The sequence below is a fragment of the Chitinophaga niabensis genome (assembly GCF_039545795.1).
GTDB lineage: Bacteria > Bacteroidota > Bacteroidia > Chitinophagales > Chitinophagaceae > Chitinophaga > Chitinophaga niabensis_B.
In genome coordinates, this window is record NZ_CP154260.1 from 7,013,109 (window position 1) to 7,034,467 (window position 21,359).

Genomic DNA, 21,359 nt, shown 5'->3' on the forward strand with positions numbered 1-21,359 from the left:
CCAGAATTACGAATGCAATGTAGGTCTATTTTTAAACGACATGTTATGAAGCTTTTCGCTAGTATTTTTTTATTCTTATGCCTTCTGGTGAGCACGGGTGTTTCCGCTCAGAATGTAACTATTTCTGAGAAAAACACTACCATGGAGAAGCTGTTCCGGTACATTGAAAAACAAACAGGGTATGTGTTTTTCTTTGATCATAAGATGATCGACAAAACACCCCGTTTATCAGTGGACCTCAAAAATGTTCCGCTGGAAAAAGCGTTGGAATCTATTCTGAAGAACCAGCCACTTTCTTATTCCATCGTAGGGAAAAACATTGTGATCAAACAAAAGGAAGAAGTTCCCGTATATCTGCCGGCAAGATCATTGGATCAGGATAGTGCAGGGCGGATCAGTGGAAAAGTAACAGATGATAACGGAGAGCCATTACCTGGAGCATCTATTGTAGTAAAAGGCACTACTGTAAGGACTGTTACGGATGCCGGTGGTAATTATCAGCTTTCAGGTGTTCCCCGGAACGGAACGATCCTGTTCACTTTTGTGGGGATGATGCCGCAGGAATTTGTTGCAGGCGGTAATGCCGTGATGAACATAAAACTTCAGCGATCAACAGTTGGGTTGGATGAAGTAGTGGCCATTGGTTATGGCACGCAAAAGAAAGTGAACCTCACAGGCGCTGTTGGAACGGTTTCCGGGAAAGACCTTATCGCCAATGTGCCAACCAATACTGTAGCTGCATTGCAGGGCCGTTTACCTGGTGTTACCATCACACAGCCTTCCGGCCAGCCGGGTGATGAAGGTGTCAGTATATTGATCAGGGGGATAGGTACTATGAACTATGCCGGCCCCATGATCCTTGTGGACGGGCTGGAATCAAGAATGGACAATGTTTCGCCCGGCGATATTGAAAGTGTGAGTGTATTGAAGGATGCATCTTCTGCTGCTATCTATGGATCAAGGGCTGCTAATGGAGTGATACTGGTCACCACCAAACGCGGAAAAAACGGTGTGTCTGAAATTAATTACAGGGGCTTTGCCGGATGGCAGGCAACCACTAATCTTCCGGATCATCTTCCATCCCATGAGTATGCTGAATTATACAATGAAGGTAACAGGAACCAGGGATTACCTCCACGGTATAGCAATGACGATATTGCTAAGTATAAATCCGGCGTTGATCCTTATAACTTTCCCAATACAGACTGGCAGGACCTGCTGATAACAGAATCAGGCGCTACCCAGGACCATAACCTTTCTTTTTCCGGTGGTAATAATATCACCAGCTACAGGGTTTCATTTGAGTATTTCAATCAGAAAGGGTTGATCAAAGGCTCCACCCACAAACGTTACAATGCAAGGATCAACCTGGATAGCCGGGTAAAGGAGTGGCTGACCGTGGGTACGAATATATCGCTGTCGAGGAATAACGTGATCTATCCTATCTCCCCATTTAGCGGAGGAGAAGAGTTTTTCAGACAGATTAACTTTATACCGCCCACGGTATCCAATAAAAATGCGGACGGTACCTGGAACCGCTATACAGACGGGAACCCTATTGCCTGGGTAGATGCAGGCGGATTCAGGAATGGTACCAACTCCCATTTGCTGGGAAGTGTTTTCGGAGAATTGACGCTGTTGAAAGGTTTAACCCTGAAAGGTGTTGCAGGTGTTAACTACGACCTGGGCGACAACAAAAGGCATGTGAAAAAGATCGACTACTACAGTAATGGTGTGTATACCGAGCAGGGCCCCAATAGCGTAACAGATAATATCACCCGTCAGCAAACCATCACTTTGCAAAGTTTGCTGAACTATAACCGGAAGTTTGGCAAACATGCCGTGAAAGGGTTACTGGGTGCTTCCCGTGAAGCCTACCAGTTTTTCACGAACGAAGCATTCAGGAAAGGCTTTCCCTCTAACGACCTGGACCAGCTAAATGGCGGATCAACAGAGGGTATGACAAACGGAGGGTATGCTATTGAATCCAGGCTGGGTTCTATATTCGGAAGGGCTAATTACGAATTTGATAACAGGTATTTATTGGAACTGAACCTGCGGAGGGATGCATCTTCCAGGTTTAGCCGTGGCTACAGGGTAGGATGGTTCCCATCATTATCTGCAGGCTGGAGAGTAACAGAAGAGAATTTCATGCAGGGTGTTAGCTGGATCGATAACCTGAAGCTGAGAGGTTCCTGGGGCCAGCTGGGAAACAATAATATTGGCGACTACAGTTATTTCCAAAGAATAAAATTAGGGCAGAACTATAATTTCGGTGGTGCTGTTGCAGATGGCGCCGCTACTGCCTTTGCCAGCAACGCGATCATCAGCTGGGAGAAAACCACAGAACTGGACCTGGGTTTTGACCTGGACCTTTTCCGGAACAAACTGTTCTCCATATCTGCTGATTATTATGATCGTTATACAGACGATATCCTTTCCTCTGTTCCTGTTTCCATGATCTTTGGATTGCCTGCTCCGATTACAAACGCCGGTGCCATGAGGAATAAAGGTGTTGAACTGTTACTTGAGCATAATCATGCAATAGGAGCTTTTCAGTATTCCGTGGCACTGAATGGTGCATTTAATGAGAATAAAGTGGAGCGATATAAAAACCCGTCCAAAGGAGACATGATCTATGCAGAAGGAGAAGCATGGGGTTCTTATTATGGCTTTGAGGCGATAGGTATTTATCAGACAGATGCCGAAGCTGCTGCTTCCCCGCATGTGGAAGGCGCAGCTGTAAAGGCTGGTGACCTGATCTTTAAAGACCAGAATAAAGATGGCAAGGTCAATGGAGACGACAGGATTGTGCTGGGTAATACCATACCTAAGTTCACTTATGGTGCTAATATCAATCTGGGATATAAAGGGTTTGACCTGTCTGCCTTCTTCCAGGGAGCCAGCAAAGTGAACCGTGTGATAGGCGCTGAATCATTCTGGGCATTCGATCCCAACAATGCATTGCGTATGCACCTGGACAGGACCATTGTTGAAAACGGGAAAGTGGTGAAGAACGGATATTATCCAAGGATCCTGATCACGGAAAAACATAACAAGGAGAATCTGAGTTCTTTTAGTGTACTGAATGCTTCCTACCTGCGGTTAAAAACAGCACAGATAGGATATACCATCCCAACGGCTTTGCTGAAGAAGGCGGCCATTACCAGGGCCAGGGTATATGCCAGCGGACAGAACCTGCTGACATTTACAAAATTCCCTTCCAGTTTTGATCCGGAGCTTCTATCCGGCTCGGGTAACGGTACATACCCACAGGTTAAATTTTATACAGTAGGAATTGATGTAACATTCTAAAACGTACAGGGATGAAAAAGATACTATTACTTACAATACTTGCACTTAACATCGTTGTAATATATTCATGCGGGGATAAGTTCCTTGATGTGAAGCCCCGTAACGAACTAACAGATGCCTCCTTCTGGAAAACAGAGCAGGATGCCACATTAGCATTGAACGGTTGCTACCGTTTATGGGAAACCTATGCCAATATTGCGCTTTTTGACGGCGCCTCTGATAATGCTTATGAGAAATCCAATTTCGGTTTCCAGGTGCTGGGTAATGGAACGCTGACACCGGCGAACTACCATGTGCTCGGCAGCTGGATCGATTGGATGCATTTTAGCACTGAAAATGGTAACGACTTTTCCGCATCAGCGAACTGGTATCCTTATACACGTATCCGCAAGTACAATAATTTCCTTGCGAATATAGACCGCGTGCCGATGGGTGAAGCTAAGAAGGCGCTGTACAAAAGTGAAGTAAGGTTTCTCAGAGCGTATGATTACTTCTGGAAAGTAATGTTACATGGTGATGTGCCGTTGGTTACCAAAGTGCTTAATGCAACGGATGAACTTCCAAGGGACCCTGCTGCCAAAGTAAAACAGTTTGTACTGGATGAGCTCACTGCCGTTATCACAGAAGGTGCATTGCCGGTTCAGAATACCATTGATTCAAAAGGGCATGTTACAAAAGGTGCTGCACTGGCATTGAGAGCAAGGTTGCATTTGATGATGGGAAACTATCCGGCTGCCATGGCCGATGCAAAAGCCGTGATCGATATGCCTTGTTATGAACTGTTCCCGAATTACCGGGACCTGTTCCTGGAGAAAAGTGAAGGGATCAATAAAGAGGCAATCTTAAATGTGCAATACATTGTGAATGATTATGAGCAATCACTTACACAGATAAGCCTCCCTGCCGGAGATGGCGGCTGGTCTGCTTTGAATGCTACCAAAAGCATGGCAGATGCTTATGAGTGCAGTAACGGTAAAGCCATCACTGATCCTACTTCTGGTTACGATATCAATAATCCTTTCAAAAACCGCGATCCCAGGATGGAAATGTCTATGCTGCATCCGGGGCAATTATGGAAAGGACGTTACTATAATACGCTGGACCAGTTCCTTGCAGACGGCAGCCCTAATCCGGATTACAACAGGAACGAACCTGCTGCCCGGTCTGGCATGAACATTATCAAATACATCAACAGTCTGGCTGATAGCCCCGGCGGCTGGCCTCCTAACTTCGGCGGAGATATTATGGTGATCCGTCTGGCGGAAATGTATCTCACCTATGCAGAAGCTGCGGTGGAAACAAATACAAACACTGCTGCCGCACTGGATTATATCAATGCTATCAGAACAAGGAGCGGGCATATAACAGCTCCCACTTTAACAAAGGCATTGGTGAGGAATGAACGCAGGGTGGAACTGGCTTTCGAAGGACTCAGGTACCTGGATATCATGCGCTGGGACCTTGGCCCGCAGGTATTGAACGGACCTTTATACGGCAGCCGCAGAGGTACTATGAACTTTGCAGACGGCAGTATCGCCTGGGTAGGAAATGGAAATGATGTGAACGATGTTAACTACATCAAACTGGAAACACGCACGTTCAATCCTGTAAGGAAGTACCTGTTCCCCATACCACAAGCGGAAATGGATGCAAATAAAAAGATGGTACAAAACCCCGGATATTAATGATGCGTTTTTTGATAGTTGTGCTATTCACCTTTTTTAGTTTGTGTTCACAGGCACAGGATGGGAAGGGCGTTTATAAGAACCGTACTTTTTTTCACCTGGAACGTTACTGGGATAGTGCAAAAGTATGCAGCAACCCACATAAAGGCTGGTTCATCCATTATTATGATAACAGCATCTCCAATTATGGCGACCGCCTGGCGGTAAATGATTCCCTGCCGGATTTCCCCGGATTGAATGATATCTATCTGCGGCTGGCATGGTCTTATCTGGAACCGGAGGAAGGTGTGTACAATTGGACACTGATAGATTCTATTATCAACAGGTGGGTAGGATGGGGTCATACTATTTCGTTCCGCATCACCTGTAAAGAAACAACCGGCCCTCCTTATGCTACACCCGCATGGGTGGAAAAGGCCGGTGCAAAAGGAAAAATGATACAGGGTGGTAAGGCCTGGGCACCGGATTATGGAGATCCGGTGTTCCTTGAAAAACTGGAGAATTTTCATAAAGCCTTCGCCGCAAGATATGATGGTAAACCCTGGGTGGAATATATTGATATCGGGAGCATCGGCGAATGGGGAGAAGGGCATACTGCTTTTTCAGGTTGGGAAGATGTGCCGGTGGCAGTTGTTAAGCGGCATGTGGATATGTATAAAAGATGTTACAAAAAGTCTGTGCTGCTGATCAGTGATGACTTTATCGGACAGCGTGATACAGACGATGGCGCGGATTACGAGATATATCATTACTGCCTGCAAAAGGGGATCGGATTCCGCGATGATAGTGGTAACGTAAAGTGGTACGAACGGCTGGGCTTTGGGCCTTCCTGTATACGCAGCCCTGAGTTGTATAGTAAAGTGTATAAGAAGATCCCGGTAGTACTGGAATCTGACCATTACAGTGATGCGGTGCAAAATGGCATGTGGAGGGATGGTTCCGGGTTTGAAAAAGCTATCCATGAAACGCATGCCACCTATATAGGCTTTCATCATTATCCCAGGGAATGGCTCCTGGAGAACACAGCACTGGCAGGGAGACTGGCTAACCTGAGCGGGTATTGGTATTTCCCGAAGTTTGCGATGATGCCGGATACATTCCGCATTCATTCCAGCCGCAACTATTTAAGGATGACCTGGGAGAATCATGGTGTGGCACCTGCGTATCACCGGTTTAAACTTTCTGTGCAACTGATCAATAAGAAAACCGGCAGATCATTCATACAGGAATTGCGGGAGTCTGATAACAGAACTTGGCTGCCTGATGAAATAGTAGCTGAACAATATAAGATCGATATAAACAAAAGCTTAGACATGGGTAAGTATGACCTGTTGATAAACATGCAGGATAACTGCGGATTTCATAACAGGAATATTGAATTACCACTTAAAAAAGAACATGAGACTGTTTCCGGCTGGTACAAGATCGGTGAGGTGATGGTAAACTGAAAATAATGGTTGTTCCCCCAAAAGCTTGCAGTATTTGCAGGGTGGCCTTGTACGTCCATAAATGAACCAAATATCAGAGATGAGAAAAAATATGATTTCGCGCAGAAAGTTCCTGTCGGCTTCGGCTATGGCAGCAGGAGGGGTAACCATCGCTTCGGGTGGATTGGCTAATGCTTTGCCAGGTGCTGTAACTGAAAGTGCTGCAAGGGAAGTATGGATTGCCACTGTCTCTCAAACGGACATGACAGCGGAAACGCCGGCATTAATGGTGGAGAAAATATTTGAAGTACTCCGTGAGGCGCTTGTTTTTAAACCGGATATCATCTGCCTACCGGAACTATTTAATACTTCCAATATAAAACGGAAATACACTTTTAAAGAAGAAGTGGCTTTTTCTGCAGAGACCTTAAAGCAGTTTGCAGCATTTGCTAAAACAAATAGTTGTTATGTTATCTGCCCGGTGTATACGGAAGAAGCAGGGAGCGTGTATAATTCCGCCGTGGTATTTGACAGGCAGGGGAAGAGGCTTGGTGAATACAGGAAAGCACATATCGTAGAAGACGAGGTATCATTTGGCCTTACTCCCGGTACCCTATCACCTCCCGTTTTTAAAACTGATTTTGGCATCATTGGTATTCAGATCTGCTTTGATATTCTATGGGAAGACTGTTGGCGGAAACTAAGAGAAAGCGGGGCTGAAATTGTTTTTTGGCCCTCAGCTTTCGCCGGTGGCCAGATGGTGAACACCCGGGCCTGGCAGAACAGATACCATGTAGTGTCCAGTACACGGAAAGACACGTCTAAGATCTGCGATATGTCCGGGATGGAAATTGCAAAAACGGGGACCTGGAATAAAAACCTGGTATGTGCGCCTATTAACCTGGAGAAAGCTTTCGTGCACGTTTGGCCGCATGTATTCCAGTTTGAAAAGATAAAGGAGAAATATGGCCGTAAGATACGTATCACCATTTTCCATGAGGAAGAATGGGCGATCATAGAAAGTTTGTCGCCTGAGGTGAAGGTAAAGGATGTTTTAAAGGAATTCAATATCAGAACATTTGAACAGCATGTACAGGATTCTGAGACAGCACAGATAAAAGCCCGGAAGCAATGAAAGCAGTACTGATCCTGGTGGTTGTTTGCATGGGGCTTTTAAGTAGTGCTTCTGCCCAACTATTGAATGAATTCAGGCCCAGATACATGGATAAACCTGCGCATGTAGATGTAGATGGGGACGATGATCCTGATCTGATAAAGATCAAATTATTCAATGGTGCAAATGCTATATGGCTGGACGATGATGATGATATGAGTTACAGCGACACAGAGGGTGATCTTGACAGTGATTGTTTATTGATTGACAGGAATGGGGATGGCGTATTTGCAGGTCCCGGAGACCTGAGTATTGACTGGATAGACAACGATCATGATGGAGAGGCTGATATGCAGCTGGTGGTAGAGAACAGTGATCTGAAGTCCGTTGAGGGATGGGATTGGAGCAGCAATTATATGTGGATCATTGATGATGAAAAGGATGGTGCGTTTCATTTTATTAACTGGAAAGAACTGGTGTTAAGATGCTGGACGCATGCCGGCGCTTCTAATTTCTTTGAAGACTATCATGGGCAAACACTTTTCCTGAAAACGCATGCTCCCAGTTATCGGATCAAAGACCTTGGGATCAATTGGGAGAACCCATTTATATTTTACGATGCGGATCATGACGGGCTTACGGAAATGTCTGTAAGGCTGGAAGATAAAGGCCGTTTCGATTCAGCGGGTGATGTTTCGCTAAATGGAGTGGTAAACCGGGCTTTTGTATCTGTAGACCTGGATAATGATAACGCGCCTTCAAATGAATTTGATTATGATTTCAGCCTGTACTTTGAAGGGAAGGGTTTTTCTTATAAAGACCAGGTACATAAGATCAATAATGATCATGCAGGTATTGATGCGCGGATCAGTGATCTGCTATATGATAAAAGATGGAGAGCAGTAAACTCACTGGTGTATACATCCAGGACTGTTGCATTGGACAGGGTTTTTAATAAAGGAGAATGGAACCGGTGCTGGATGGTTTTTGATGAGGACGATGATTGTGAACGCTGGGAGCGGGTTGAATTTTATGAACCGAAGAACCTTTTCAGGATAGGAAAGAATAATAATGGAATTGACCATAACCCACAGGCAGATGCTGCGGGAGACAGGGGAGAATGGGATGAGGATAATTCCGGAAAGGGCAAACTGTATATCGGGTTTGATGGTAAGATCCATTTATACGGTGCGGAAAAAGGTTGCTGGCGGATTGACCAGAATGCTGCATGTTACCAGGGCTGGGGTGGGTTATATGAAGGCGGGTATAAGCGCATTCCTGATGAGCCAAAACAGTTTCCCACCATCGCTTATGAAGATATGGATGGGGATGGTTTCTTTGATCTTATCAAACATGATCTGGACGGGGATACCACTTTTGAGCGTGTGACTAATCTGAAGCGCTTTAATATCAGGCATGAAATAATCGATATCAGAAAATTTACCTATAAGGAATACCATGATCTGTTTGAAAAGCTGGCAGATGAAATGTGGAACAATGCATTGCAATCTATTAAGGTGGCGAAGGCTCTTAAGATCAATTATAAATGGTATGCTTCCCTGACAAGCCCTAAAAGCAAATGGGAGAAATACAGCAACGGGTATTGGCTGCAATTCTACATTTTCAATGATCTGCTGGCTCATTTTGAAAAGAACAACCAAAAGGATAGGATCAACACGTTAATGAAGGCATATTATGAAAGGAACTGGACCCCGCTACTTGAGAGTATTATAAACATTTAACCATTTAAACAACCAAATGATGAAACAGCAACTAGTCTTATTTTTTATCGGCATCTTATTCGCCGGATGTTCCTCCAAAGAGGCGGCACTGGATAAGGTATCCCTTAAGGATGCTTTATCCTATTCAAAAAACAGGTGTGGCGACAGAAGCTGGCCTGATGCAACCAACACCGGGCTCCCAAGAGGATGGAGACCTAAAAGAACGTATGCTAACTATACCATGCGTAACAATGAAGTACTGAGTGATGTACTTGTTACCGGGTATATATCTATCCCTGTGTCTGTGAAACGTTGTACTATCAGGCGCTGCCGCGTTCGCGGAGATGCTACGATCGGTTTTGACCGCACAGTAGTATGGTTCCAGAACACCGCCCAGCCAAGTGTGCCGGGTGTTGATGGCGACAGAACCGCTATCCTTATTGAGAACTGCGATATCGGACCTGAAGTGGGAAGCTTTAACCCCAATGATGTGGACTGCGGAATAGCGGGCTGCGCAACGAATACTACCATCAGGAATAATAATATTCATGATGTGGTAAGAGGTGTTGATGCTATGAGCAATTCCCTGGTGGAGAACAATTTCATTCATGAAATATGGGTGACACAGGATAAGTCAAAACATCACGATGGTGTGTTCATCTGGGGCAATTCCAATAATGTAACGGTAAACGCTAATAACATAGAGCTCCTGGATGAATCCAATACTGCTTCTATTTTCATGCAGGGAGCTGCTTCCCGTAATGTTAAGATCACTAATAATAAAGTGACAGGCGGTGCCTATGCCATCAGGCTGAATTTCCCTAATAATGGTGCCGGCCTGGGAGCTGGTATTTGTACAGGCAACAGGGTAAGACGTAACCCACCTGATCCTGGTGCAAGGAATCCATTAGGCGGAGATTATGGACCTGCAAGTTATTGGGAGTTTTATCCGGCAGTATGGACAAACAACGTTTGGGATGATAATGATGAGCCATTTACCCCTGTACTTGTAAACTGGTAATGATTATTTATTGTTTAAAACCTTACAACATGAAAATCCTAAGTTTAATTTTGCTGACTGCAATCATGGCTGCGGGTTGTTCAAAAATGAAAGACCGTGATACCGTTAGGGCAGATGGTGTTCTTGCGACATTGGATGATGAGACGGGGCCATATAACGTGTTCACCACGCAAACCCCTTCCTCAACAGATACCGATGGGCCTTACGAACTGGGTATGAAGTTTCAGTCCTCACAATCCGGCACCATTACGCAGATCCGTTATTACAAATATAGCGGAGAAAATGGCGCACATACCGGCCGTTTATGGTCTGCCGCTGGCACGCAACTGACAAGTGTAACTTTTACAGGAGAAACGGCTTCCGGCTGGCAAACAGCAACACTGAGCACACCTTATGCCATTTCTGCCAATACTACTTATGTAGTAACGGTTAACTCCAATGCAAGATATGGCGCTACCACCGGAGGTTTGGCAACAGCTGTTACCAATGGCCCGTTGAGTACGATTGTTGGTTCTAATGGTGTTTATGGTACAACATTAGGTGCTTTTCCTACGAGTTCATATAATAATTCTAACTACTTCCGTGATATTACTTTTGTTGGAACCGGAACAGGGGATGTTACTGCTCCAACTACCCCCACGTCTGTTGCTTCCTCAGATATTACAGGATATGGTGTTGACCTTAGCTGGACGGCTTCCACCGATAATGTTAATGTTACAGGATACAATGTATACAATGACACGGTATTGATTGCTTCGGTTACGGGGGCCTGGGCTAATCTTTATGGATTGACCCCGGCTACTGCTTACAGCATCAAAGTAAAAGCAAAAGATGCAGCAGGCAACCTTTCTGCTGCAAGCACTGCTCTTAGCGTCACTACAGGTGCAGCCAGCAGTGGTTTGCGTGGCTGGCAGATCGATAACACCAATTCCGGATTATCAGGTGTTGGTGTAAATAAAAACAGTCTGCCCCTGCATAGTGGTCCTATTGCAGCGGGTTCCACCATCAGCATGAAAAAACTGGTAGACCCCAACCTCAGTGCGGGTAATATTATTATTGACAGATGCTGGATCGTTACCACAGGAAGTGGTTCCTGGGCGGTAGGTTCTGATAATGGCGCGATATTGATTAAAGATTCGAGGATAGAGGGAACCGGCACCCGGGGCAAATATTTTACGGCGCCGTACCAGGCACCTACCAATAAAGCGGTGACCATATTGAGAACAGAAATAACAGACCAGGGAGGAGGATTTCTGCTGAATGGCGCGAGCCTTGTCAGGAACTGTTATATTCATGATCTGCCCGGTTATGGTAACCCTGCTACTGATACCGGTAATCATGTTGACGGAGGAACAAGGCGCAGTGGCATTGCGCAATTGAATGTAATAGACAATCAGATTGATATCCGTTCTGCCGGCAGCAATGGTTCCTCTGCATTCTTTATTCAACCACTGTGGGGCTTTATCGACAATATCCTTTTGCGCGGTAACCTCTTTGGCGGCGGCGGATATACTGTATACGCGGAAAACCACAGTGGTAACACATATGGCTCCCACCTTTATGCGGATAATAACAGATTCTATACCGGACCTGGTTATGGTTACGCCGGGACACCAAGCGGACCAGGATTTGGAGTATGGACCAATAACTATGTAAATAATCCTGCTAATGCAGATAATAAAGGAACTGCCATCAGTAATCCATAATCAGATGTCAATTATAATAACCTGAAAAAACCTTAAAACATGAGAGTCCTGTTTTTATTTTTATTGGCTGGTTGCCTGACAACCAGTTGTACCAAGCTGAAAGACCGCGAAAAGGTCAAGCCGGATCTTCTTGCCATCATGGATGAGGAAGATGAGTTCTATAACATATTCACTACGCAAACGCCTGCCGTATCAGGTACCGACGGCCCCTATGAGTTAGGTACGAAATTCAAGGCCACCCAGCTTGGGCAGATCACGCAGATCCGTTATTACAAGACCAGCGGAGAAACCGGTACCCACACCGGGCGCATATGGTCTGCTGCAGGCACAGTGCTGGCCAGTGTAACCTTTACGGGAGAAACAGCTTCAGGCTGGCAAACTGCAACGCTGAGCACACCCTATGAAACTACGGTGAACACAGTGTATGTAGTAACAGTTAACTCCAACACGGAATATGGCGCTACCAGCAATGGGTTGGAAAACGTTGTGACCAATGGACCATTAAGTACGATTGTTGGCGCCAATGGTGTTTTTGGCACAACCTTAGGAGCGTTTCCTACCGGCACATATCATAGCACCAATTACTTCCGTGATGTTACTTTTGAAGTACTCCCGGATATCAGCGCTCCAACTACTCCAGATTCTGTTACCGTTACTGAAAATTATGCCTATGGTCTTGATCTGAGCTGGAAACCTTCTACGGATAACGTTATTGTTACCGGGTACAATGTGTACAACGACACGGTATTACTCGCTTCCGTTTACGGTACCTGGGCTAATATCTATGGATTGACCCCGTCCACTCCCTATAGTATCAAAGTAAGAGCCAGAGATGCGGCAGGTAACCTTTCTGTTGCAAGTACTGCGATCAACATTACTTCAGGATCAACCAGCAGCGGTTTGCGCGGCTGGCAGATCGATTCTACCAATGCAGGATTAACGGGTAAGGGTATAGATAAGGGAACGCTTCCACTGTATACCGGCGGGCGTATACCAAGAGGTTCAACCATCAGCATGAAGAAAATAGTAGACCTGGATGTGAGTGAGGGTAATATTATTATTGACAGATGCTGGATCGTTTCTACAGCCAGTAATGGATGGCCTGTTGGTTCAACGGAGGGTGCAGTGCTGATCAAAGATTCGCATATTGAAGGATCTGGTGGTCTTGGCAGCTATGCTGCACATCCGCAGCAAACGCCACTGGATAAAGACGTGACCTTTTTAAGAGTAGTAGTATCGATCCAGGGAGGCGGATTTTCATTTGGCGGCGCTTCCATTGTGAGAAATTGTTTAATTAATAATCTGCCGGGGGATGGTGGAGATCCCAGCGGAGAAGGCAATCACGTTGACGGAGGTACAAGGCGTATTGGAACTGCTCAATTGAATGTAATAGACAGCCACATTGATGTGCGTAGTGCCGGCAACAACGCTACCGGTGCATTCATGATTCAACCAACGTATGGTTTTATTGACAATATCCTGTTGCGTGGTAACCTTTTTGGCGGCGGTGGATATGTTATATCCGCAGGAAACTATACGCCTGAGGGAGGCCCTACCCGCTATTATGGTGATCACATTTATATAGATAACAACAGGTTCTATTCCGGGCCGGCATATGGATACATTTCAACGCAGGGCGCTGCATTGGGTGGATGGACAAATAACTACGTAAATAATTCGGCAAATACAGATAATAAGGGAACAGTTATCACTTATCCATAAACGATCTGATCATTTCATTAACAAAAAGAGACAGCCCACCTGGCTGTCTCTTTTTGTTAATGATTTAATATAATGCCGGAAAGTTTGTGAAACATTTATTACTTTTAAGTTAAGACCAGCGCCAGTTCCACAGGATATGCCTCATGTTCTAAATAATGAAAGTGAATTGTTACGCATGCTCGCTTCCGGCGATCAGCATGCATACAAGGCTATATTTGAACATTACTGGGACCCTGTTTACTCCACAGCATTATTGCTCACCAAATCTCCTGATCTTGCCGAAGATATAGCGCAGGATATATTCACCATGGTTTGGGAAAAACGTTCCGGCATGGCTGCGGTGGGGAAGTTTGAAGGTTTCCTGTTTGTAGCAGCACGGAATATGATCTATACCCGTCTTCGTAAACTGGCTTCAGGAGATGCATACAGGCAGCATATATTGAATTGTTTCCGGGAGCAGGATGAAACATGGGCTAATGGCAGAGCAGAGTTTAAAGAACTGGAGTCTACCATCCTGGAGGCCATACAGCAATTACCTCCCCAGCAGCAGAAAGCCTTTAAATTAAGCCGCTTCGAGGGTATGCGGCATGAAGATATTGCTATAACAATGGGGGTTTCCCGGATCACCATTAAAAGTTATATCGTGCAGGCCATTGCCACGCTCCGCAAAACTTTGGCCAACCATCCTTCCGGTGCCCTTATTACCTACTGGGTTTTCTTTTTCCTCGAAACCTGGGATTAAGTTCGTTTACTGCTCAGCCAGATACCTGCCAAAACTAATATGCCACCTGCCAGCTGCAGCCAGGTGAAAGTATCCTTCAGAAAGATAAAAGCAATAACAGCGCCTATTACAGGGATCAGGTTCAGGAAGTTGCCTACCTGGGCTGCGGGCAAACTTTCCAGTGATCTGTTATAGAGGAAGTAGGCAACAGCAGAAGCAAAAACACCGAGGTAGATAATACCCAGCCAGGCTTTGAGCGAAATATCCGGCCATCCATTATTGCTGATCTCTATCAACGCAAGTGGTATAGAGAGAACGGTGCCGATAAACATACTAACCGTAGTGACGAGTATTGTATCCGTATTTTTAAGACTCCTGGACAATAATGTATAAGTACTCCATAAACAAACGGCGCCAACGATCATTGTGCTGCCCAATAATGCGTTGGGTGATTTTTGCGCGGTACCCACAAAACCAACCAATATAACGCCTGTTACAGAAAGCAAAATGCCGGCAATGATCCTTTTGTTTAATTGTTCTTTGAGAATAAACGCAGCAGGTACTGCAATGGCAACAGGTACAAGGCCTTCTATAAGTGCGCCGGTAGATGCAGCTATATATTTCATGCCGGTATTAAAGAGTAAATAATAGACAGTGGTGCCTACTACGCCCATTAATGCCAGTTTAGGGTAAGGTAAAGTTTGCTGTACTTTTCTTCTTCTTGATAAATAAAAAGGAAGGAGTACTAAGCAGGCGATGATATTACGTATGGTCGCTGAAATAAGTGGCGGTGCTTCCGTTACCACCATTTTGGTCACCGTGAAGGAGCTGCCCCAGATGAACATCACAAAAACAATGGTAATAATTCCCCGGGTGGTTTTATTCATAAAATGGTGCTGTAATGTGCAGGTTACTGTCAATGTTAAGATAATTACTGACCGTTCCATCCTGGAAGATCACGAAGCTTTTGCCGTAAGCCCACATTTCAATACTTCCCTGTTTAGTTGTCCAATGAGGTTTGCCTTGCGCATTGAGCACTGTTTCCCTTTCCGAACCTATTGAGAATGTTTCCTGTTTGCCTGCATTTGTTTCCCAGGGTTTTGAAAACAGTACACCTGAGAAAAGGAATGCAAGAATAAAAAAAGCGATCACTGCTCCGCGGGATCTCCGCCAGGAGATAACAGGATCATCCGGTTGTACCACAGGTACTTCCGGGATGGGCGTTGTATAAGTGTTTTTTGCTGCGTAAAAGTAGCGTAACCGGTTGTCGTGCCTTTCTTTTGTTAATGGATCACGCAGCTGCTCATAGGCATGCTGGATTTCCCTGAACCTTTCCTCATACAGTTTATTGCCGTTATTAAGATCCGGGTGGTATCTTTTGGAGAGCCTGCGGTGGGCTGCTTTTATTTCTTCAGCCCCCGAAAAGTCTGCTATTCCCAGGATGGTATAATAATTATGCATGAGAAAATAAATATAGGAAATTATGGATTTCAAAGTAATTCGTTATTTTTATCAGGTCTACGTTAAAACGATACAATAATTCCACTATTCCGCTCCATGGAGTCTCCATTCAATGAAAAGGACCTGTTACGGTATGCTGCAGAAGGTAATTCCACGGCATTCGCCACGCTTTTTTCCAACTACAAGGATAAGTTGTATCATTTCCTCCTGCGGGCCAACGGTTCCCCTGAAATGACGGAAGACATTATCCAGGACGTATTCCTGAAACTGTGGAAAGACCGTGCCAGCCTGGTGAACATAGAGAATTTCGGCGGTTACCTTTACCGTATGTCACAGAACCATGTGATCAATTCCCTGAAGCGCATGGCCACGGAAACACATATTATCCATGAGCTGAGCCGGAAGCTGGAAAATGCCTGCTCCGATGTGGAAGAGCACATCTCCCTGCAGGAAACGAACAGGAGCCTGCATTTTGCACTGAATAAACTTACACCCAAACAGAAACTGGTATATACCCTCAGCCGGGATAAAGGCCTCCGGCACGAGGAGATAGCCAGATCCCTCAATATTTCCCCTTCCACGGTTAATAACCACCTGATAGAAGCCCTCCGCATTATCCGCAGGCAATTACGGGCCACACCGGATAGCTTTACCATATTGGCTTATTGCTTCCTTTTCCTTTCCTGAAATTTTTTTTAAAATAATCTAGGTATATCCTTCCGCCCGATTGTCTATTTATCAGACAAACTATCCATCATGTTGCGAGAACGAATGCAATACCTGCTGGACAGGTATTTTCAAGGTATCTGTACAGAAGAGGAGAAACAGGAACTGGCGCGCGGGATCAATGACTTAAAAGATGATGAGCTGTTAAAACAGCTGGTTGGGAATTCATGGGAACGGTTCCAGCCAACAGACACCATGCCTGCTGCTGTATCCGAACGGATCCAGGCGGCAGTATTGCCCGTGGAGGGAAAAGTAAGACCTATCTGGTCCAGGAAATGGATGGCGGCTGCGGCATCCTTATTGGTGATCGTGAGCGCAGGTTTGTTCTTTATTAAAAAGCCCGGCCAGCTTCAGCAAAAAACCCGGATGGCAGAACATACCAGATATAAAAACGAAGTGCCGGCTGGTGGGAATAAAGCTATGCTCATATTGGGAGACGGTACTGTTATTGAACTGGACAGCGCTGCCAATGGGCTGCTAACGCAACAGGGAAATGCCCGGATCGTCAAATTGCCGAATGGGCAACTGGCTTATGAAATGAATGAAAGTGGTTCCGGAGAGGTGATGTTCAATACCATGCGTACACCGCGTGGGGGAGAATACCGGTTGCAATTGCCGGATGGCTCAAAAGTATGGTTGAACGCAGCCTCTTCTATCACCTACCCTAATATATTCACAGGAGATACCCGGTCTGTAGAGATCACCGGGGAGGCCTATTTTGAAGTGGCGAAGGATGCTGCCAGGCCTTTTAAAGTACAGGCCGGCAACATGAAAGTAGAGGTACTGGGCACACATTTTAATATCAATGCCTATCCCGGAGAACCGGTTATCAAAACCACGCTGCTGGAAGGGGCTGTGCGGATACAGGATGCCGTTCTGAAACCAGGGCAGCAGGCCAGCCTGGCTACCAATGGTCAATTCCGGTTAGAGGATGATGTGGAAACAGATGAAGTGATGGCCTGGAAGAATGGGTTTTTCCAGTTCAATGATGCAGATATGCCTACCGTGATGCGGCAGCTTGAAAACTGGTACGATATCACTGTGGCCTATGAGGGCCGTGTGCCGCAAAGGAGCTTTGGTGGTGCTATCCAGCGTTCTTTACCCTTATCCAAGGTGTTGGACATCCTGGAGGAAAATAATGTACGTTTTAAAATAGAAGGAAGAAATATAACCGTTATGAAATAGGTCAGCTGAAAAAAAGCCAGAAATGCGGGAACATCTCTGGCAGACGCTCAGTTGATAAAAAACAATCGACCAGGACTGCCTGATTATTCAACCAAACAATGCAAATGTATGCAATTAAAATTTATTGCTGTTTGCAAGCGGATAGCGCTTGCTGTACAATTCCACACCGGTGATCCGGATATCGGATGCCGGATTCGTTGCTCAACCAAAATTCTGTTAGCGATGAAGTTAACAACACTGCTTCTAACCGTAATATGCCTGAATGTAAGTGCCACTGCAGTATCACAGACTGTGAGTTTCTCCGGTAAGAATGCTAAACTGAAAACGGTCTTTTCTGCTATCAGAAAGCAGACAGGGTATGTAGTATTTTATGATAACAACCTTATCAAAAGCGCACAACCGGTTACGATAGCCATGGACCACGTGTCCATAGAAACACTGCTGTCGGCCACGCTGAAAGGTCAGGGCCTCAGCTTTTCCATAACAGATAAAACCATCTCCATCAGGAAACAGCCGGAGCCACTACCTGTTCAGCCTCCGGCAGAACCTCCACCGGCAGCTGTTTCAGGGCGGGTAACGGATGATAAAGGGATACCGCTCCCTGGTGTAACCATTCTTGTGAAAGGTACGCAGACGGGAACAACAACGGATGAAAAAGGAGAGTTTAAGTTTGCACATGTAGATGATCGTGCCACACTTGTTTTTACCTATATAGGCTTTGAAAAGCAGGAGATTAGCCTGGAAGGGAAGCGCAGTCTGCAGGTGAAACTTACCCTGGCAGATAATACTGCGCTTGAAGCGATTGTAGTGGTAGGATATGGTGCTATGAAGAAAAGTGACCTTACAGGTGCAGTTTCTGCCGTACAGGGAGAAGATATCACTGCACGTAAAACCACGCAACTGTCCCAGGCGCTGCAAGGTTCCATGCCCGGTGTGATGGTAACGCGTGATAACAATGCGCCCGGAGCAACAGCAAGGATCAGGGTGAGGGGGATCACTACCATTTCAGGTGCAGGAGCTGATCCATTGATCATCCTGGATGGTGTACCGGTGGATGATATCAACTCCATTAACCCTAACGATGTAGAAAGTGTTTCTGTACTGAAAGATGCAGCTTCTGCTTCCATCTATGGTTCCCGCGCTGCGGCAGGAGTAATTGTGGTTACCTCCAAAAGGTCCAAGGGAAACGCCATGAGCATGGATTATGCATTTGAATATGGCATTGAAAAACCTACAAAACTTCCGGGTTATGTTGATGTGGTAAGGTACATGCAGATGACGAATGAATTGCGTTGGAATGATAATGGAAACAATGCCAATGAATATCCCACTTACCCCAAAGCTACAGTTGATAATTACCTGAACCTTCATGCACAGAACCCTGATGAATATCCTAATACAGACTGGCGGGGAATGATACTGCATAACAGTGCACCAAGGCAAAGCCATATCCTCAGTATCAGCGGGGCCGGGAAAGCCGTTCGGTCGAGGGTTTCACTGGGTTATGATAAAACAGATGCATTGTATGATAACCGTACCTACGAAAGGCTTACGGCAAGGATCAACAATGATATCACTATCAATAAATACCTTTCTTCCAGCGTGGATATTAATTTCCGCCGTTCTATCGTGAAGCAGCCTGTTACAGACCCTATGTATAAAATGGGGATCGTTCCGCCGCTATATGCAGCCATGTGGTCAGACGGACGTGTAGGTGCCGGTAAGGATGGCGCAAATATCTACGCGCTGATGAAATATGGTGGTTTCAGAGATGAATGGTATAACCAGATAGGAGGTCGTGTTAGTGTAGATCTTACCCCGATTGAAGGATTGAAATTTTCTGCTATTGTGTCTCCTTTCCTGAATTACAATAAGAAGAAATTGTTCAACAGGAAGATCCCTTATACTTCCTTTAATAATCCCAATTCCATCTCAGGTTATATAGAGGGGGCTACAGAAACTAAGTTAACAGAGAACAGAGACGACAGCTACCGGTATACCATGCAGTTCCTTGCTAATTATTCCAAACAGTTGGGCAAGCACAATATCAATCTGCTGGCAGGTTATGAGTACTTCCATGCTTTTAATGAAGACCTGATGGCCTACCGTGGCCAGTATATCTTAGGTTCTTATCCTTACCTGAACCTGGGTCCGCTGGAATTCCGGGATAACACAGGTACCGCTTCTGAAAATGCATATCGTTCCTGGTTTGGAAGGATCATGTATAACTACAAAGATAAATACTTGTTACAGGCCAATATCCGTTACGATGCTTCTTCCCGTTTTGCACGTGGTTACCGCTGGGGGGCTTTCCCTTCTGTTTCCGCAGGATGGGTAATGTCCCAGGAGCCTTTCATGCAAAGCACTTCCAATTGGCTGTCCTTCCTGAAAGTACGTGCTTCATGGGGATCGCTGGGTAATGAAAGGATCGGTAATAATTATCCTTACCAGGCTATCCTTTCCTTCGAAAACAATTCTCTCTTTTACAGAGGCAATACGGTTACTTCTGCGCAGTCAGCAGCACAATGGCAATATGCCATCCGTGATATTTCCTGGGAAACCACGCAGTCTTACGATCTTGGTCTGGATGTTAATTTCTTCGATAACAGGCTCCGCTTTACTGGTGATTATTTCAAAAAGACAACCAGGGATATGTTGCTTGAACTTGAAATTCCTGATTTCATAGGATTTGACAACCCTGATCAGAACACGGGTAAAATGTATACAACAGGTTGGGAATTACAGCTGGGATGGAATGATAAACTGGGCGATTTTACCTACAGTGCCACCGTTAACGTATCTGACTTCCGGTCAAAAATGGGAGATCTTGGCGGCACAGAATTCATTGGTGACCAGATTAAGGTATATGGCAGTGAATTCGATGAATGGTATGGATATATATCTGATGGTTTGTATCAGACACAGGATGAAGTGGATAAATCTGCCAAACTGAATGCCAATGTTAAACCAGGAGATATACGCTATCGTGATATCAGTGGTCCTGCTGGTGTGCCGGATGGGAAAATATCTCCGGAATATGACCGTGTGTTATTAGGTGGTTCTTTACCGCGTTACATGTATGGCGCCAATTTACAGGGCGGATATAAGAACTGGACCCTGGGTGTGGTGCTGCAGGGAGTGGGGCATCAGAATTCAAGACTAACATCAGATATCGTTCGGCCTTTGCAGGAGAACTATGGAGCGTTCCCTGCTATCCTGGATGGCAACAGCTGGAGTAAATACAATACTGCGGAGCAGAATTTACAGGTAAAATATCCCCGTTATTCCAATACTTCCGCAGGTAATAATTACACCATGTCTGATTACTGGCTTATGAACGGTGGTTATTTCCGTCTGAAGAATATTAACCTGAGTTATTCGGTTCCACGCTGGCTGACGGAGAAAGCACATTTGCAGGATGTACGGGTGTATGGTGCTGTTTCAGACCTTTTCTCTATACATAATTATCCAAAAGGCTGGGACCCGGAATCAAGCAGACTGGGTTATCCTATCACTGTATCTTATGTAGTTGGTGCATCCGTTAAGTTTTAAAAA

The 21,359-nt window shown here is 45.4% G+C and carries 14 protein-coding genes; 12 read left to right on the forward strand and 2 right to left on the reverse strand.

Features of this window, described 5'->3' with window-relative positions:
- Nucleotides 1–45 precede the first annotated feature (45 nt).
- The 9 genes from AAHN97_RS28245 to AAHN97_RS28285 all read left to right on the forward strand — a co-directional run bounded on the left by AAHN97_RS28245 (nt 46) and on the right by AAHN97_RS28285 (nt 14,453).
- A complete protein-coding gene (locus tag AAHN97_RS28245; protein ID WP_343305413.1) occupies nt 46–3,315 on the forward strand; it encodes a TonB-dependent receptor in 3,270 nt (1,089 codons plus the stop codon).
- 11 nt (nt 3,316–3,326) lie between these two features.
- A complete protein-coding gene (locus AAHN97_RS28250; RefSeq protein ID WP_343305414.1) occupies nt 3,327–5,000 on the forward strand; it encodes a RagB/SusD family nutrient uptake outer membrane protein in 1,674 nt (557 codons plus the stop codon).
- Entirely contained in the window at nt 5,000–6,448 is a 1,449-nt protein-coding gene (locus AAHN97_RS28255) for a DUF4832 domain-containing protein (protein ID WP_343305415.1), read from the forward strand. The genes AAHN97_RS28250 and AAHN97_RS28255 overlap by 1 nt, the downstream gene beginning before the upstream one ends.
- A gap of 79 nt (nt 6,449–6,527) precedes the next feature.
- On the forward strand, nt 6,528–7,562 hold the full coding sequence (locus AAHN97_RS28260; RefSeq protein ID WP_343305416.1) for a carbon-nitrogen hydrolase family protein: 1,035 nt from the start codon (nt 6,528–6,530) through the stop codon (nt 7,560–7,562).
- Nucleotides 7,559–9,283: a hypothetical protein gene (locus AAHN97_RS28265; RefSeq protein WP_343305417.1), complete on the forward strand. Its 1,725-nt coding sequence runs from the start codon at nt 7,559–7,561 to the stop codon at nt 9,281–9,283. The genes AAHN97_RS28260 and AAHN97_RS28265 overlap by 4 nt, the downstream gene beginning before the upstream one ends.
- Nucleotides 9,284–9,302: 19 nt before the next feature.
- Nucleotides 9,303–10,283 carry a hypothetical protein gene (locus AAHN97_RS28270; RefSeq protein ID WP_343305418.1) on the forward strand — a complete coding sequence of 327 codons (981 nt, stop codon included), beginning with the start codon at nt 9,303–9,305 and terminating at the stop codon, nt 10,281–10,283.
- A gap of 29 nt (nt 10,284–10,312) precedes the next feature.
- Nucleotides 10,313–11,989 carry a DUF4082 domain-containing protein gene (locus AAHN97_RS28275; RefSeq protein WP_343305419.1) on the forward strand — a complete coding sequence of 559 codons (1,677 nt, stop codon included), beginning with the start codon at nt 10,313–10,315 and terminating at the stop codon, nt 11,987–11,989.
- Between the two features lie 39 nt (nt 11,990–12,028).
- Nucleotides 12,029–13,711 (forward strand): DUF4082 domain-containing protein, encoded by a 1,683-nt coding sequence (locus tag AAHN97_RS28280; RefSeq protein WP_343305420.1) that lies wholly within the window; start codon nt 12,029–12,031, stop codon nt 13,709–13,711.
- Between the two features lie 136 nt (nt 13,712–13,847).
- Nucleotides 13,848–14,453 (forward strand): RNA polymerase sigma factor, encoded by a 606-nt coding sequence (locus tag AAHN97_RS28285; protein ID WP_343305421.1) that lies wholly within the window; start codon nt 13,848–13,850, stop codon nt 14,451–14,453.
- Here the strand turns inward: AAHN97_RS28285 and AAHN97_RS28290 are convergent.
- Nucleotides 14,450–15,319, reverse strand: a complete 870-nt coding sequence (locus AAHN97_RS28290) for a DMT family transporter (protein ID WP_343305422.1) — start codon at nt 15,317–15,319, stop codon at nt 14,450–14,452. The genes AAHN97_RS28285 and AAHN97_RS28290 overlap by 4 nt on opposite strands.
- A complete protein-coding gene (locus AAHN97_RS28295; protein ID WP_343305423.1) occupies nt 15,312–15,893 on the reverse strand; it encodes a J domain-containing protein in 582 nt (193 codons plus the stop codon). Before AAHN97_RS28295 ends, AAHN97_RS28290 begins: the two co-directional genes overlap by 8 nt.
- Before the next feature lie 96 nt (nt 15,894–15,989).
- Between AAHN97_RS28295 and AAHN97_RS28300 the strand changes: the two genes are divergently transcribed.
- The 3 genes from AAHN97_RS28300 to AAHN97_RS28310 all read left to right on the forward strand — a co-directional run bounded on the left by AAHN97_RS28300 (nt 15,990) and on the right by AAHN97_RS28310 (nt 21,356).
- Nucleotides 15,990–16,580, forward strand: a complete 591-nt coding sequence (locus tag AAHN97_RS28300) for an RNA polymerase sigma factor (protein WP_343305424.1) — start codon at nt 15,990–15,992, stop codon at nt 16,578–16,580.
- 69 nt (nt 16,581–16,649) lie between these two features.
- Nucleotides 16,650–17,804: a FecR family protein gene (locus AAHN97_RS28305; protein ID WP_343305425.1), complete on the forward strand. Its 1,155-nt coding sequence runs from the start codon at nt 16,650–16,652 to the stop codon at nt 17,802–17,804.
- A gap of 222 nt (nt 17,805–18,026) precedes the next feature.
- On the forward strand, nt 18,027–21,356 hold the full coding sequence (locus tag AAHN97_RS28310) for a TonB-dependent receptor (RefSeq protein WP_343305426.1): 3,330 nt from the start codon (nt 18,027–18,029) through the stop codon (nt 21,354–21,356).
- Nucleotides 21,357–21,359: the final 3 nt, after the last annotated feature.

Bases quoted from the DNA above. Each gene is read 5' to 3' on its own strand.
- AAHN97_RS28270 (WP_343305418.1), top strand. From the start codon at position 9,303: ATGAAACAGCAACTAGTCTTATTTTTTATCGGCATCTTATTCGCCGGA.
- AAHN97_RS28305 (WP_343305425.1), top strand. From the start codon at position 16,650: ATGTTGCGAGAACGAATGCAATACCTGCTGGACAGGTATTTTCAAGGT.
- AAHN97_RS28265 (WP_343305417.1), top strand. From the start codon at position 7,559: ATGAAAGCAGTACTGATCCTGGTGGTTGTTTGCATGGGGCTTTTAAGT.
- AAHN97_RS28295 (WP_343305423.1), bottom strand. From the start codon at position 15,893: ATGCATAATTATTATACCATCCTGGGAATAGCAGACTTTTCGGGGGCT.
- AAHN97_RS28245 (WP_343305413.1), top strand. From the start codon at position 46: ATGAAGCTTTTCGCTAGTATTTTTTTATTCTTATGCCTTCTGGTGAGC.
- AAHN97_RS28310 (WP_343305426.1), top strand. From the start codon at position 18,027: ATGAAGTTAACAACACTGCTTCTAACCGTAATATGCCTGAATGTAAGT.
- AAHN97_RS28285 (WP_343305421.1), top strand. From the start codon at position 13,848: ATGCCTCATGTTCTAAATAATGAAAGTGAATTGTTACGCATGCTCGCT.
- AAHN97_RS28260 (WP_343305416.1), top strand. From the start codon at position 6,528: ATGAGAAAAAATATGATTTCGCGCAGAAAGTTCCTGTCGGCTTCGGCT.
- AAHN97_RS28255 (WP_343305415.1), top strand. From the start codon at position 5,000: ATGATGCGTTTTTTGATAGTTGTGCTATTCACCTTTTTTAGTTTGTGT.
- AAHN97_RS28290 (WP_343305422.1), bottom strand. From the start codon at position 15,319: ATGAATAAAACCACCCGGGGAATTATTACCATTGTTTTTGTGATGTTC.
- AAHN97_RS28300 (WP_343305424.1), top strand. From the start codon at position 15,990: ATGGAGTCTCCATTCAATGAAAAGGACCTGTTACGGTATGCTGCAGAA.
- AAHN97_RS28275 (WP_343305419.1), top strand. From the start codon at position 10,313: ATGAAAATCCTAAGTTTAATTTTGCTGACTGCAATCATGGCTGCGGGT.
- AAHN97_RS28280 (WP_343305420.1), top strand. From the start codon at position 12,029: ATGAGAGTCCTGTTTTTATTTTTATTGGCTGGTTGCCTGACAACCAGT.
- AAHN97_RS28250 (WP_343305414.1), top strand. From the start codon at position 3,327: ATGAAAAAGATACTATTACTTACAATACTTGCACTTAACATCGTTGTA.